Annotated in this window: 12 protein-coding genes; all 12 read left to right on the top strand. The window is 67.0% G+C overall.

Annotated elements, in window-relative coordinates:
* Nucleotides 1-49: 49 nt before the first annotated feature.
* The 12 genes from apbC (at nucleotide 50) to J2X67_RS22890 (ending at nucleotide 13768) form a co-directional block, all read left to right on the top strand.
* Nucleotides 50-1141: an iron-sulfur cluster carrier protein ApbC gene (gene apbC, locus J2X67_RS22945; RefSeq protein WP_309956819.1), complete on the top strand. Its 1092-nt coding sequence runs from the start codon at nucleotides 50-52 to the stop codon at nucleotides 1139-1141.
* A 50-nt stretch (nucleotides 1142-1191) separates the two neighbouring features.
* The gene (locus tag J2X67_RS22940; RefSeq protein WP_157615319.1) at nucleotides 1192-2136 is read left to right on the top strand and encodes a LysR substrate-binding domain-containing protein; all 945 of its coding nucleotides are present in this window, start codon (nucleotides 1192-1194) and stop codon (nucleotides 2134-2136) included.
* A gap of 243 nt (nucleotides 2137-2379) precedes the next feature.
* Nucleotides 2380-4125 carry an NAD(P)H-dependent oxidoreductase subunit E gene (locus tag J2X67_RS22935; protein WP_309957007.1) on the top strand — a complete coding sequence of 582 codons (1746 nt, stop codon included), beginning with the start codon at nucleotides 2380-2382 and terminating at the stop codon, nucleotides 4123-4125.
* Nucleotides 4122-6995 (top strand): formate dehydrogenase subunit alpha, encoded by a 2874-nt coding sequence (gene fdhF, locus J2X67_RS22930; RefSeq protein ID WP_309956816.1) that lies wholly within the window; start codon nucleotides 4122-4124, stop codon nucleotides 6993-6995. Before J2X67_RS22935 ends, fdhF begins: the two co-directional genes overlap by 4 nt.
* 87 nt (nucleotides 6996-7082) lie before the next feature.
* Complete coding sequence (locus tag J2X67_RS22925; RefSeq protein WP_309956814.1) at nucleotides 7083-7430, top strand: winged helix-turn-helix domain-containing protein; 348 nt, start codon at nucleotides 7083-7085, stop codon at nucleotides 7428-7430.
* Nucleotides 7431-7541: 111 nt separating this feature from the next.
* On the top strand, nucleotides 7542-8225 hold the full coding sequence (modB, locus tag J2X67_RS22920) for a molybdate ABC transporter permease subunit (RefSeq protein ID WP_309956812.1): 684 nt from the start codon (nucleotides 7542-7544) through the stop codon (nucleotides 8223-8225).
* A 26-nt stretch (nucleotides 8226-8251) separates the two neighbouring features.
* The gene (modA, locus tag J2X67_RS22915) at nucleotides 8252-9004 is read left to right on the top strand and encodes a molybdate ABC transporter substrate-binding protein (protein WP_309956810.1); all 753 of its coding nucleotides are present in this window, start codon (nucleotides 8252-8254) and stop codon (nucleotides 9002-9004) included.
* Nucleotides 9001-9792: an ATP-binding cassette domain-containing protein gene (locus J2X67_RS22910; protein ID WP_309956808.1), complete on the top strand. Its 792-nt coding sequence runs from the start codon at nucleotides 9001-9003 to the stop codon at nucleotides 9790-9792. The genes modA and J2X67_RS22910 overlap by 4 nt, the downstream gene beginning before the upstream one ends.
* A 51-nt stretch (nucleotides 9793-9843) precedes the next feature.
* Nucleotides 9844-10413 (top strand): DUF3305 domain-containing protein, encoded by a 570-nt coding sequence (locus J2X67_RS22905; RefSeq protein ID WP_309956806.1) that lies wholly within the window; start codon nucleotides 9844-9846, stop codon nucleotides 10411-10413.
* On the top strand, nucleotides 10406-11080 hold the full coding sequence (locus J2X67_RS22900) for a DUF3306 domain-containing protein (RefSeq protein ID WP_309956804.1): 675 nt from the start codon (nucleotides 10406-10408) through the stop codon (nucleotides 11078-11080). Before J2X67_RS22905 ends, J2X67_RS22900 begins: the two co-directional genes overlap by 8 nt.
* Nucleotides 11004-13154 carry a 4Fe-4S dicluster domain-containing protein gene (locus J2X67_RS22895; protein WP_309956802.1) on the top strand — a complete coding sequence of 717 codons (2151 nt, stop codon included), beginning with the start codon at nucleotides 11004-11006 and terminating at the stop codon, nucleotides 13152-13154. Before J2X67_RS22900 ends, J2X67_RS22895 begins: the two co-directional genes overlap by 77 nt.
* Entirely contained in the window at nucleotides 13151-13768 is a 618-nt protein-coding gene (locus J2X67_RS22890) for a molecular chaperone TorD family protein (RefSeq protein ID WP_309956801.1), read from the top strand. The genes J2X67_RS22895 and J2X67_RS22890 overlap by 4 nt, the downstream gene beginning before the upstream one ends.
* Nucleotides 13769-13806: the final 38 nt, after the last annotated feature.

Here is a 13806-nt window from a genome sequence, read left to right as displayed (position 1 = left end):
GAGGCGCCGGGCGAGCCACTAGACTACCCGCCATTCAGGAGTTAGATCAATGGCACTCACCCCAGAAGGGCTCATGGACGCGCTCAAGGCCGTCCAGGACCCGAACACCGGCAAGGATTTCGTGGCGACGCGGTCGCTCAAGAACCTGCAGATATCAGACGGCGACGTGTCGTTCGACCTCGAGCTCGGCTATCCGGCCAAGAGCCAGCACCCGGCCCTGCGCAAGGCGCTTGTGGCGGCCGCCAAGACGGTGCCGGGCGTGAGCAACGTCTCCATCAACATCGTCACCAAGGTCATCAGCCATGCCGTGCAGCGCGGCGTGCAGCTGATGCCCAACGTCAAGAACATCATTGCGGTGGCATCGGGCAAGGGCGGCGTGGGCAAGAGCACCACGGCCGCCAACCTCGCGCTGGCGCTGGCGGCCGAAGGTGCCGCGGTGGGCCTGCTCGACGCCGACATCTACGGCCCCAGCCAGCCGATGATGCTGGGCATCGAAGGCCGGCCCGAGAGCGAAGACGGCAAGACCATGGAGCCGCTGGAGAACCACGGCGTGCAGGTCATGTCGATCGGCTTCCTGGTGGACCAGGACGAGGCCATGATCTGGCGCGGCCCCATGGCCACGCAGGCGCTGGAGCAGCTGCTGCGCCAGACCAACTGGAAAGACCTCGACTACCTGATCGTCGACATGCCGCCCGGCACCGGCGACATCCAGCTCACGCTGAGCCAGCGCGTGCCGATGACCGGCGCGGTGATCGTGACCACGCCGCAGGACATCGCGCTGCTCGACGCCAAGAAGGGCATCAAGATGTTCGAGAAGGTCGGCGTGCCGATCCTGGGCATCGTCGAGAACATGGCGGTGCACATCTGCTCGAACTGCGGCCATGTGGAGCACATCTTCGGTTCCGAAGGCGGCAAGAAGATGGCCGCGCAATACGAGATGGAATACCTCGGCGCGCTGCCGCTGGATATCAACATCCGCCTGCAGGCCGACAGCGGCAAGCCCACCGTGGTGGCCGACCCCGACGGCGAAGTGGCCGGCATCTACAAGGCCGTTGCACGGCAAGTGGCCGTGGGCATTGCCGAGAAGGCCAAGGACTTCTCCTCGAAGTTCCCGACCATCTCGATCAGCAAGAACACCTGACGCATGGTGCGCCCGCCCAGCTTCAGTGAACGCGTGCCGGAGCAGGCGAAGTGAACCTGCTGGCTTCGATGCGCTACCTGGTGGCGCTGAGCGAGCACAAGCATTTCGGCCGCGCGGCGCAGGCCTGCCACATCACGCAGCCGGCGTTGTCGAACGCGCTGCGCTCGCTTGAAAGCGAGTTCGGCGTGGTCATCGTGAAGCGGGGGCGCGTTTACGTGGGCCTCACACACGAGGGCGAGCGGGTGCTTGCCACCGCCCAGCGCATGCTGCGCGACAACGAGGTGCTGCTGCAGGAGCTGCGAAGCGAAGAGGGCCAGCCGCGCGGACGCCTGCGCATGGCGGCGGTGCCTACCGCCATTCCGATGCTGTCGCGCTTTGCCGCGATGCTGCACGAGCTTCATCCGGGCATCGTGCCGGCCGTGCTGTCGATGAGCTCGCAAGAGCTGGAAACGGGGCTCGAAAGCCTCTCGGTCGACCTGGCGCTCGGCTACACCGAGCGCATGCACCTGCCGGGCATCAAGCTCACGGCATGGCCGCAGAGCGTGGAGCACTACTACCTGCTGCGGCGCGCCGAGCGGCCCTCGGCCGACCGGCTGCGCATCGGCCAGCCGATGTCATGGGCCGACGCCGGCAAGCTGCCGCTGTGCCTGCTCACGCCCGACATGCACAACCGCTCCATCATCGACCAAGCGTTGCGCGAAGCCGACACCGCGGTGGCGCCGGCCATCGAGACCAACTCGGTACTTACCCTTGCCTTGGCCGTGCTGGCGGGCACGGTGAGCAGTGTGCTGCCCGGCGCCATGGTCGCGGCCGTGCGCAGCTACCGCGAACTGGAGGCGTTGCCGCTCGTCGGGCCCGAGGTGAAAACGCCGCTCGGCTTCATGACCCAGACCGGCGTGCGCCCCTCGCGGGCGCTCGATGCCGCCCTGGTATTCCTGCAGACGCCGGCCTGGCGGGAGCAGGTGCGGCTGCACAGCGGCGCGCTCGGCGAATAGCCGGCCCTCCGGCGCGGGTGCCAGAAGCCCCGCGCACCATTTAGTTATTGAATCGATCGATGCTCCGATCGAATTTGACGGGCCCAGGGCCGCCCCACACACTCGGTCAGCCCTCAAGCATTGGGGGCAGTTCCGAGACATCGAGAAAAGGCCCAGGCAGTGAACAACCACCCAGCCACAACCCGCGCGACAGCCAAGGCGGCCCCGACGCACACCATCGTGCCGCTTGCCACCGCCGACGAAATGCGCGAGCGCATCCGCCGCAAGAGCAAGCTGAAGGGCCGGCAGCCCGACGAGGCCGCGCTGCTCGAAGTGCGCACGCTCATCGGCGCGCGCCCCGCAGAGGGCCACCGGCGCGACCTGCTCATAGAGCACCTGCACAAGCTGAACGACGCTTTTCGCTGCCTGCATGACCGCCACCTGGTGGCGCTGGCGCGCGAAATGAACATTCCCATGGCCGAGGTGTACGAGGTTGCGACCTTCTATCACCACTTCGAAGTGGTGCGCGGCGACGAAGCGGCACCCGGCCTTACGGTGCGCGTGTGCGATGGCCTGGCCTGCGAGCTGGCAGGTGCCAAGGATCTGCTGGCGCGCCTGCCCGAACTGCTTGGTGTGGACGGCGACGACGTGCGCGTGATTGCAGCGCCCTGCGTCGGCCGCTGCGAGCAGGCCCCCGCGGTGGTCGTCGACCGGCAGGCTGTGCCGCTCGCGACCACGGCCAAGGTGCTGCAGGCCCTGAAGTCCGACCCCGATGAAGCCACGGTGGCGTATTTCGATGCCGCCGAGTTCGCGCTGAAAAGCGTCTCGCCGCTGCCCGGCGCCATCGAGCGCATGCCTGCGTTTACAGACTACGCCACCTACAGGGCCAACGGCGGCTACACGCTCGCTTCAGCGCTGGTCAACGGCAAGGAAGACGCCGAGGCCATCATCAAGACGATGGAAGACTCGGGCCTGCGCGGCCTGGGCGGCGCGGGCTTTCCGGCCGGGCGCAAGTGGCGCATCGTGCGCGACCAGCCTGCGCCCCGGCTCATGGCGGTGAACATCGACGAAGGCGAGCCCGGCACCTTCAAGGACCGCACGTACCTCGAGCGCGACCCGCACCGCTTTCTGGAAGGCCTGGTGGTGGCGGCGCAGATCGTCGGCATCGAGCAGTGCTACATCTACCTGCGCGACGAATACCACGACTGCCGCGCGCTGCTTGAGCGTGAGCTGGCGCGGCTGCAGGCCGATCCGCCGTGCGCGCTACCGCGCATCGAGCTGCGGCGCGGTGCGGGTGCCTACATCTGCGGTGAAGAGTCGGCCATGATCGAAAGCATCGAGGGCAAGCGCGGCGAACCGCGCATGCGCCCGCCGTACATCGCGCAGGTGGGCCTCTTCGGCCGGCCGACACTGGAGCACAACTTCGAAACCCTTTACTGGGTGCGCGACATCGTTGAAAAAGGCGCGGCCTGGTTCAGCGGTTTCGGCCGCAACGGCCGCAAGGGGCTGCGCAGCTTCAGCGTGAGCGGCCGGGTGAAGCACCCGGGCGTCAAGCTCGCGCCTGCGGGCATTACGGTGCAAGAACTCATTGACGAATATTGCGGCGGCATGCTCGACGGCCACTCGCTGTATGCGTACCTGCCCGGCGGCGCGTCGGGCGGCATTCTGCCGGCGCGAATGAACGACATTCCGCTCGACTTCGACACGCTGCAGCCCTACGGCTGCTTCATCGGATCGGCCGCCGTGATGGTGCTGAGCCAGCACGACCGCGCACGCGATGCCGCGCTCAACGTGATGCGGTTCTTCGAGCACGAAAGCTGCGGCCAGTGCACGCCATGCCGCGTCGGCACCGCCAAGGCCGCGGCGCTGATGCAGGCCCCCACGTGGGACAACACCACGCTCGAAGACCTGGCGCAGGTGATGGGCGACGCCTCCATCTGCGGACTCGGACAGGCGGCCCCCAACCCGATTCGCTGCATCCAGCAATATTTTCCGGAGGAGGTCGCATGAACGCCCCGTCCAAGCTCGCGGAGCTCATGCCGCAAACCATCGAATTCACGCTGGACGGCCAGCCCATCCAGGCCTTCGACGGCGAAACCATCTACAAGGCGGCCGAGCGCCACGGGGTGGAGATTCCCCACCTGTGCTTCAAGGACGGCTACCGACCCGATGGCAACTGCCGCGCCTGCGTGGTCGAGGTGAAGGGCGAGCGCACGCTTGCACCCAGCTGCTGCCGCAACGTCACGGCCGGCATGGAAGTAAAGGCCACCAGCGAGCGCGCCCTCAAAAGCCAGAAGATGGTCGTCGAGATGCTGCTGTCCGACATGCCCGACCAGGGCTACAAGTGGATTGGCGACGACGCCACCCAACAGCACGGCGAACTCAGCGCCTGGGCAAAAAAGCTCGACATCGCGGTGCGGCCCGAACTCAAGGCCCTGCGCCGCGAGCAACCCAGGACCGACATTTCGCACCCGGCCATGGCCGTCAACCTGGACGCCTGCATCCAGTGCAACCGATGCGTGCGCGCGTGCCGCGAAGAGCAGGTCAACGACGTCATCGGCTACGCCATGCGCGGCGCGGACAGCAAGATCGTGTTCGACCTGGACGACCCGATGGGCGACAGCACCTGCGTGGCCTGCGGCGAATGCGTGCAGGCCTGCCCCACGGGCGCGCTCATGCCCAAGAGCCACATCGGCTCGCAGGAGGTCGATCGCAAGGTCGATTCGGTGTGCCCGTTCTGCGGCGTGGGTTGCCTGGTGACCTACAACGTGAAGGACGAGAAGATCGTCAGCGTCGACGGCCGCGACGGCCCGGCCAACCACAACCGCCTGTGCGTGAAGGGTCGCTTCGGCTTCGACTATGCGCACCATCCACAGCGCCTGACCAAGCCGCTGATCCGCAAGGCCGGTATGCCGAAGGATTTTGGCGATGCACCGCGCCCGGACGACTGGAGCGAGTATTTCCGCGAGGCCACCTGGGAAGAAGCGCTCGCGCTCACCACCGGCAAGCTCTCGGGCCTGCGCGATACCTACGGTGCCAAGTCGCTCGCGGGCTTTGGCTCGGCCAAGGGCAGCAACGAAGAGGCCTACCTGTTCCAGAAGCTGGTGCGCACCGGCTTCGGCAGCAACAACATCGACCATTGCACGCGCCTGTGCCACGCATCGAGCGTGGCCGCGCTGCTCGAAGGCGTGGGCTCGGGCGCGGTGAGCAACCAGGTGAACGACGTGGAGCACGCGGGGCTGATCTTCGTCATTGGCTCCAACCCCACGGCCAACCATCCGGTGGCCGCCACCTGGATGAAGAATGCCGCGCAGCGTGGCGCGAAGATCGTGCTGGCCGATCCGCGGCGCACCGACATCAGCCGCCATGCCTGGCGCACGCTGCAGTTCAAGGCCGACACCGACGTGGCCATGCTCAACGCGCTCATCCATGCCGTCATCGACGAAGGCCTGGTCGACCAGGAGTTTGTGCGCACGCGCGCCAGCAACTACGAGGCGCTGCGCGAGAACGTGAAGGGCTACAGCCCCGAGGCAATGGCACCCATCTGCGGCGTACCGGCCGAAACGCTGCGCGAAGTGGCGCGCGCCTTTGCCACCGCCAAGGGCTCGATGATTCTCTGGGGCATGGGCGTGAGCCAGCACGTGCACGGCACCGACAACGCGCGCTGCCTCATTGCGCTGGCGACCGTTACCGGGCAAATCGGCAAGCCGGGCTCGGGCCTGCATCCGCTGCGCGGCCAGAACAACGTGCAGGGTGCGAGCGACGCGGGGCTGATCCCCATGATGTTCCCCAACTACCAGCGCGTCGACAACCCGGCGGTGCATGCGTGGTTCGAGAACTTCTGGGGCACGCCGCTGGACGCAACGCCTGGCTATACCGTGGTCGAGATCATGCACAAGGCGCTCGCGCCCGACACCGATCCGCACAAGGTGCGCGGCATGTACATCATGGGCGAGAACCCGGCCATGAGCGACCCCGACCTCAACCATGCACGCCATGCGCTCGCGAGCCTGGAGCACCTGGTGGTGCAAGACATCTTCATGACCGAGACCGCGTGGCTCGCCGACGTGGTGCTGCCGGCGAGCGCCTGGCCCGAGAAGACCGGCACGGTGAGCAACACCGACCGCATGGTGCAACTGGGCAAGCGTGCGCTCAATCCGCCGGGCGATGCGCGGCCCGATCTCTGGATCATCCAGGAGATTGCCAAGGGCATGGGCCTGCAATGGAACTACCAGGGCGAAGAAGCAGGCGTGGCCGCGGTCTACGAGGAAATGCGCCAGGCCATGCATGCGGTGATCAGCGGCATCAGCTGGGAGCGGCTGCAGCGCGATTCGAGCGTGACCTACCCGTGCCTGAGCGAGGAAGACCCGGGCCAGCCGACCGTGTTCATCGACGACTTCCCCACGGCTGACGGCCGCGTGAGGCTGGTGCCTGCCGACATCATTCCGGCCGACGAGCGGCCCGATGCCGAATACCCGTTCGTGCTGATCACGGGCCGGCAGCTCGAGCATTGGCACACCGGCAGCATGACGCGCCGCGCCACGGTGCTCGATGCGCTGGAACCCATGGCGACCGCCTCGATGAACCAAGCCGACCTGCTGAAGCTGGGGCTCCAGGCCGGCGACGTGATCACGGTGCAGTCGCGGCGCGGCGAAGTGGCCATCCACGTGCGGCGCGACGACGGCACGCCGAGCGGTGCGGTTTTCGTACCCTTTGCCTACTACGAGGCGGCCGCCAACCTGATGACCAACGCCGCGCTCGACCCCATGGGTAAGATTCCGGAGTTCAAGTACTGCGCAGTGCGCATTGCACGCGGCGGCCAGCCGATGGCGGCGGCTGGGTACGGAACGGGCTCGGGCGTACTGGCAACGGTGGATTGACGCGGGGCGGCGGTGGGGGCGCAGGGTGGGTGCGGGCATGGTTTAACCTTTGCGCTCATCCCTTCCGCATCGCTCACCACCACCGGCATGAAAACCAGAGTCCAGTTCCGCCTTCGCATCTACAGGGACGACAGCATTGCCTTCGGCCCCGGCAAGATCGACGTGCTGGAAGCCGTGGCGGAGACCGGCTCGATCTCGGCCGCGGCGCGCAAGCTGGGCATGTCGTACCGGCGTGCCTGGATGCTCATCGACGAGATGAACAATGCGCTCAGCTCCCCCGCCGTGAACACCGCTGCCGGCGGCTCGCGCGGCGGCGGCACCGCGCTCACGCCCGTGGGTGAGGAAATCGTCAAGCACTACCGTGCCATCGAGAACGCCGCGCGCCTGGCGACGGTCGCGGACGTTCGCGCGCTGACGCGCCTGCTCGCGCCCTGATTCGTTCCCCGCGCGCTGTATCCGGAAGGATATCGACGCCGTCTTCCCGCACCTTCCGCAAAGGCCTTTTCGAGGGGCAGGGCGTTCGTGCAACAATTGCGTTGTATCTTCATGAATACGACGAACGCCCTCATCGCCTCGACCGACTGGTTTCCGCTGGTGCTGTCGCTCAAGGTGGCCTCGGTTGCAACGCTGCTGGCACTCGTTGCCGGCGTGGGGCTGGGCTGGCTATTTGCACGCAAGCGCTTTCCGGGCCGCTCGGTGCTCGAAGCCGTGTGCATGCTGCCGCTGGTGCTGCCGCCCACGGTCATCGGCTACGCCATCCTGGTGGCGGCGGGGCGCCGCAGCCCGCTGGGCAGCTGGCTGCGCGAGCATCTCGACTACAGCATCATCTTCAGCTGGCACGGCGCCGTCGTCGCGTCTGCCGTTGTGGCGCTCCCGCTGGTGCTGAAGTCGGCCAGCGCCGCCTTCGCGGGTGTGGACCGCTCGCTCGAAGCCGCCGCCAGCACGCTGCGCCAGTCGCCGTTCTCGGTGTTTCTGCGCGTCACGTTGCCGCTGGCCTGGCCCGGCATCCTGGCCGGCACGCTGCTCGCATTTGCGCGGGCCATGGGCGAATTTGGCGCCTCGCTCATGGTGGCGGGGTCCATTCCCAAGCAGACCCAGACCCTGTCGATGGCCATCTACGACGCCGCGCAGGCCGGCAATGACGACCTGGCATTGCTGCTGGTGGCGGTGACGTCGCTGCTGTCGGTCACGGTGCTGGTGCTGTCGAACCGCTTCTTTTCGCTGCGCTGACCGGCCCAGCCTTTCCGGAAATCCGCATGAGTTCGATGATCCGCTTCTTGTCTCTTGTGCTGGCCCTGGCTTTGCCGCTGGGCGCGGCGGCGCAGCAGATCACCGTTTCTGCCGCCGCAAGCCTGACAGACGCATTCAAGGAACTGGGCCCCAGGTTCGAAGCTGCGAGGCCGGGCGCCAAGGTGCGTTTCAACTTTGCGGCCTCGGGCGTGCTGCTGCAGCAGATCGGGCAGGGCGCGCCGGTCGACGTGTTCGCAAGCGCCGACCAGGAAACGATGGACCGCGCCGTCGCGCAGAAACTCGTCGACGCAGACACGCGCCAAAACTTCGCGGGCAACAGCCTGGTGCTCATCGAACCCTTGAAGGACGCGGCCGGTGTGAAGTCGCTGCAAGACCTTGCCGGCACGGGCGTCCGCAAGATCGCAATCGGCAAGACCGCCACCGTGCCGGTGGGCCGCTACACGCGGCAGGTGCTCGAGGGTGCCGGGCTGTGGAGCGCGCTCGAGCCCAAGTACGTGCAGGCGGACAGCGTGCGCCAGGTGCTCGACTACGTGGCCCGCGGCGAGGTCGAGGCCGGCTTCGTCTACCGCACCGATGCGGCCCTGATGGACGGCAAGGTCAAAATTGCGTTCGTTCCCACAGGCCACATGCCCGTGACCTATCCGGTCGCCCTGGTGGCCGACAGCAGGCAGAAGGCGCTGGGCGCAGACTTCATTGCCTTTCTTTCCAGCGACGCCGCGCGAGAAGTCTTCGCGCGCTTCGGGTTCGCCAAGCCATGATCGACGTCGACCTGAAGCTCACGGTAACCGACGGCGCGCGCCGCTTCGACCTGGCCGCGCGCTTTGCGACCGATGTGCCGTTTGCCGCGCTCTACGGTCCCTCGGGTGCGGGCAAGACGCTCACCTTGCAAGCCATCGCGGGCCTGCTGCGGCCTTCCGAAGGCCATGTGCGGCTCGACGGCCGCACTCTCTACGACTCCGCACGCGGCGTCGAAGTGCCCGCGCCGGAGCGGCGCATCGGCTACCTGTTTCAGAACTACGCGTTGTTTCCGCATTTGTCGGTGCGCGAGAACGTGGCCTTCGGCCTGACCGCATGGCACCGGCGCAAGCTGCCGCCGCGGGAGGCGGAGATGGTGCAATCGCTGCTCGAAGGTTTTGGCCTGGCGGCGCTGGCCGACAGCCGCCCGCAAAAGCTTTCGGGCGGCCAGCAGCAGCGCGTGGCGCTGGCCCGGGCGCTCGCATGCCAGCCGCAGGTGCTGCTGCTCGACGAGCCCTTTGCCGCGCTCAACCCCATGCTGCGCAGTGAACTGCGCAGCGAGCTGGCCCAGGTGCGACGCCAGTGGGGCATTCCGGTGCTGATGATCACGCACGACATCGAAGACGTGCTGGCGCTGGCCGACGTGGCCTTCGTGTACGACAACGGGCGCGTGGTGCGCGAGATCGATCTGCATAACGCACAAAGCCGCGACATTGCGCTGCGCGAAGCGGGCGGCGTACCGGTCGCCGAAGCCACGCCCCTGCACCGCAAGCTGCGCGGCCTGCTGATGCAGGGCGCGCCGGGTGTCTGAGCAGGGCAGGGCCGGCGGGCCAGCGCGGATGACCCTCAAACCGGATGCGCCATGCCGCGGCGCTACGATTGCCGCATGAATCCTTCCATTGACGTTGCCGTCGTGATGCGCCGCGAGCGCATCGACAACCGCTGGCAATCCTGGCGCTGGATTCTTGAAAGCGTCGGCCCCGACCAGCCGGGTTTCGGCACCGAGCCGCGCCTGCTCGAAGCGACCGAAAGTGTGCAGCGCTGGCTGCACCCGGGCTTCAAGACCGAACTGTTCCGCGACGACGCGGAGGGCTATCACCTGAACGCCACTACGCCCGCGCCCTGCTGGTTTGTGCTGTGGCGCATGGAAGAAGAGCCCACCGTCGCCGACGAGCCGTTGGCCCGGCCGGTGGTGGTGAGCCTCAGCTACAACGAGGCCGGCCGGTGGCTGGACGCTCAGGAAACCGTGGAGCAGGTGCCCGCGCCCGAAGAGGTGATCGAGTGGATGCGCGATTTTGTGCAGGCGCACTACGTCATCGAGCCCAAGCGCCGCAAGCGGCCCGAGAGCTTTCGCCCGCTGGTCGACCGCTTCGGCAATGCCGCAAGCGTGTCGACCGAGAAGAAGCGCGGACGCGGAGCGGGCGATGTCTGAGAATTTCTTCGACCGGTGGTCGCGGCGCAAGAAGGAGGCCCGCCAAGAGGCGCCGGCCCCGGCTGTTGCGCAAGAGGCCGCAAAGCCGGCCGATGCGCACGCGAGCCATGCCGCCCAAGTCGAAACCGCGGCGCCCCTGCCCGCGGCCGAGCATCCGACGGCCGGCTTGCCCGCGGAAGGGCAGGAGGCAATTGCTCCGCCCACGCTGGCCGATGCCCAGGCGCTCACGCCCGAATCCGACTTTCGCCCCTTCGTCGGCAAGAACGTGGCGCCCGAGGTAAAAAACACTGCATTCAAGAAGCTCTTTGCCGACCCGCAATTCAATGTGATGGACGGCATGGACACTTATATAGACGACTATTCCCAGTCGACGCCGATTCCGGGCAACGTGTTGCGCCAGATGGCAAGCGCCAAGTTCCTCAAGCTGTTCGACGACGAAGACGAAGAAAAGAACGCGCAGGAAACTGCCGGAAAATCAGCGGAAACCCCGCAAGACGCTGCGCCTGCCGACGTGGCACAGTCAGTGCACCCGGGAGATGCCCTCCCCAGCCAGCAGGTTGCCGACGCGCAGCCCGCAAGCCAGAAGACCGATGACCACAACGCTGATCTGCGACTGCAACCAGACGATGCCGCTCGAGCCGAAGACGCTCGGCGCGGCGCTGGCTGAGTCGCTGCCCCTTCACTCCACGCTGTGCCGCCGCGAGGCGCCCGCTTTTCAGCGTGCCATCCGCTCTGGCGACGACGTGGTGGTTGCCTGCACGCAAGAGCGCAGGCTGTTTACCGAGCTTGCGGCGCAGACCGAAGGCGCAACGTCGCCGATCCGCTTCGTGAACATCCGCGAAACCGGCGGCTGGAGCCGTGACGCCACGAGCGCCAGCCCCAAGATTGCCGCGCTCCTGGCATTGGCCCACCTGCCGGAACCCGAGCCGGTTTCGACCGTGAGCTACGTGAGCCAGGGACGGCTGCTCATCGTCGGCCCGCTCGACCAGGCCGAGAAGGCCGCGGCGCTGGTGTCGGATTCGCTGCAGGTCTCGATTTTTTCCACCGGCCCGGGCACCACCGGCGGCGCGCAGGAGCGCCGCTGGCCGGTGATGGCCGGGCGCATCGCATCGCTCACCGGCTGGCTCGGCAAGTTCTCGCTGCGGTGGACGCGCGACAACCCTATCGACCTTGACCTGTGCACGCGCTGCAACGCCTGCCTGGGCGCCTGCCCAGATCAGGCGATCGGGCTCGACTACCAGATCGACCTGGCGAAATGCGGCTCGCACCGCGACTGCGAAAAAGCCTGCACCGTGGCCGGTGCCATCAACTTCAGCCGCGCGCCCGAGGCGCTCGACGCCGATTTCGACCTGGTGCTCGACCTGGGCGCGAATGCGTTGATCGACTGGCACGCGCCGCCGCAGGGGTATTTCCATCTGGCGGGTGGCCTGGCACATGCCGAAGGTCTTTCGACCCTGCTGCGCCTTCGCGAAATGGTGGGCGAGTTCGAGAAGCCCAAGTTCTTCGATTACAAGCAGAAGCTCTGCGCCCACAGCCGCAACGAGGTGGTGGGCTGCAACGCCTGTGTCGAGGTGTGTTCGGCGCATGCCATCTCCAGCGACAAGGAACGCCAGCGCATCGTCGTCAATCCGCAGCTTTGCGTGGGCTGCGGCGCCTGCACCACCGTGTGCCCGACCGGCGCGCTGGGCTACACCTATCCGCGCACGCCCGACCAGGGCCGCAAGCTGCGCACGCTGCTTTCCACCTACACCGGCGCCGGCGGCCGCGAAGCCGCGGTGCTGCTGCACAACGAAGAGGGCGGGCAGGCGCTCGTCGAACAACTGGGCCGCGCCGCGCAACTTGGCCGCGGCAAGCGCAACGGCCTGGCCGGCGTGCCCGCGCATGTGCTGCCCGTGGCGCTGATGCACGTTGCAAGCACCGGCATCGACCTCTGGCTCAGCGCCGTTGCCTTCGGTGCCTCGCAAGTGGCGGTGCTCTCCACCGGCGAAGAAGCGCCGCAATATCTCGACGCGCTGAAAAAGCAGATGGGTGTTGCGCAGGCACTGCTCACGGGCCTGGGCTACACCGGAACGCATTTCCACCTGATCGAGGCCGCCACCCCGGCCGCGCTCGATGCGGCGCTGTACGGGCTGCGCGCCACGCGGCAACGCGTGCCGGCCGCCGCGGCACGCTTCGCCGTTGGCGGAGAGAAGCGCGGCACACTGGAGATGACGCTCGACCACCTGATGGCCGAGGCGCCGGTGCTAGCGGCGCGGGCGAGCGATGCGGCTGCATCCCTTGCCCCGGCGCTTGAAATCCCGCTGCCCGCCGGCTCTCCTTTCGGCGCGATCACCGTCAACAAGGACACCTGCACGCTCTGCCTAGCCTGCGTGAGCGCCTGCCCCGCCAGCGCGCTGCAAGACAACCAGAACGCGCCGCAGCTGCGCTTCATCGAAAAGAACTGCGTGCAGTGCGGCCTGTGCGAAACCACTTGCCCCGAGAACGCGATTGCGCTCGTGCCGCGCCTCCTGGCCGCGCCGGAGCGCAAGCAGCCCGTGGTGCTGAACGAGGCCAAGCCCTGGGCCTGCATCCGCTGCAGCAAGCCCTTCGGCACGCAGAAGGCCATCGAGGCAATGCTCGGAAAGCTGGCGGGCCACGCCATGTTCCAGGGCGAGGCGCTCGAGCGGCTCAAGATGTGCAGCGACTGCCGGGTGATCGACCTGTACAGCGCGCAGAACGAAATGAAGATTACGCAGCTATGAGCCAGTTTCCTCCGATGACCTCCGCGCTCGACGAGGAGATTGCGCGAGCCGAGATCTATGGCCTGCTTGCGCGCCTCTGGTATGCCGCCCCCGACGCCGAGTTGCTCGGTGCCTTCAGCGTGGCGCCCACCGAGGCGCCGGCGGCCGGTGCCTTTCTCGAGGAACCCTGGCGCCAGCTGGTCGGCACGGCGCGGGGTACCGATGCGGCCGCGGTGCATGCCGAATACGACGCGCTCTTCGGCGGCATGGGCAAGCCCGAGGTCTACCTGTTCGGATCGCACTACCTGAGCGGCTTTCTCAACGACAAGCCGCTGGCGCAATTGCGCACCGACCTGGCGCGGCTCGGGCTTGCGCGGGACGAAGCCGTGCCTGAAAGCGAAGACCACGTCGCGTGCCTGTTCGAAGTGATGCGCTACCTGATTGCGGGCGACGATGCGGCGGTGTCCAACCTGGCGCAGCAGCAGGCATTCTTTGCGGCGCACCTGCAATCGTGGCTGCCCACTTTGTGCGACGCGGTTGCCCAACATCCAAAGGCGAATTTATATGCTTCTCTCGCCAGTTTTACCCGCGCCTTTGCCGAGGTCGAAGTGCAGGGTTTCGACATGCTCGACTGAGCTTCTTCGCTCCGTAGAAATACGATTGTTAGAAGTTA

Source organism: Variovorax sp. 3319, assembly GCF_031456585.1.
GTDB lineage: Bacteria > Pseudomonadota > Gammaproteobacteria > Burkholderiales > Burkholderiaceae_C > Variovorax > Variovorax paradoxus_P.
Note: the sequence above shows the minus strand (reverse complement) of the source record. Positions and strands in the feature narration are given on the sequence as shown.

Excerpts from the sequence above, each read along its gene's own strand:
- J2X67_RS22910 (WP_309956808.1), top strand. The coding sequence starts at position 9,001 with ATGATCGACGTCGACCTGAAGCTCACGGTAACCGACGGCGCGCGCCGC.
- J2X67_RS22890 (WP_309956801.1), top strand. The coding sequence starts at position 13,151 with ATGAGCCAGTTTCCTCCGATGACCTCCGCGCTCGACGAGGAGATTGCG.
- fdhF (WP_309956816.1), top strand. The coding sequence starts at position 4,122 with ATGAACGCCCCGTCCAAGCTCGCGGAGCTCATGCCGCAAACCATCGAA.
- J2X67_RS22935 (WP_309957007.1), top strand. The coding sequence starts at position 2,380 with ATGCGCGAGCGCATCCGCCGCAAGAGCAAGCTGAAGGGCCGGCAGCCC.
- modA (WP_309956810.1), top strand. The coding sequence starts at position 8,252 with ATGAGTTCGATGATCCGCTTCTTGTCTCTTGTGCTGGCCCTGGCTTTG.
- modB (WP_309956812.1), top strand. The coding sequence starts at position 7,542 with ATGAATACGACGAACGCCCTCATCGCCTCGACCGACTGGTTTCCGCTG.
- J2X67_RS22925 (WP_309956814.1), top strand. The coding sequence starts at position 7,083 with ATGAAAACCAGAGTCCAGTTCCGCCTTCGCATCTACAGGGACGACAGC.
- J2X67_RS22895 (WP_309956802.1), top strand. The coding sequence starts at position 11,004 with ATGACCACAACGCTGATCTGCGACTGCAACCAGACGATGCCGCTCGAG.
- J2X67_RS22900 (WP_309956804.1), top strand. The coding sequence starts at position 10,406 with ATGTCTGAGAATTTCTTCGACCGGTGGTCGCGGCGCAAGAAGGAGGCC.
- J2X67_RS22905 (WP_309956806.1), top strand. The coding sequence starts at position 9,844 with ATGCCGCGGCGCTACGATTGCCGCATGAATCCTTCCATTGACGTTGCC.
- apbC (WP_309956819.1), top strand. The coding sequence starts at position 50 with ATGGCACTCACCCCAGAAGGGCTCATGGACGCGCTCAAGGCCGTCCAG.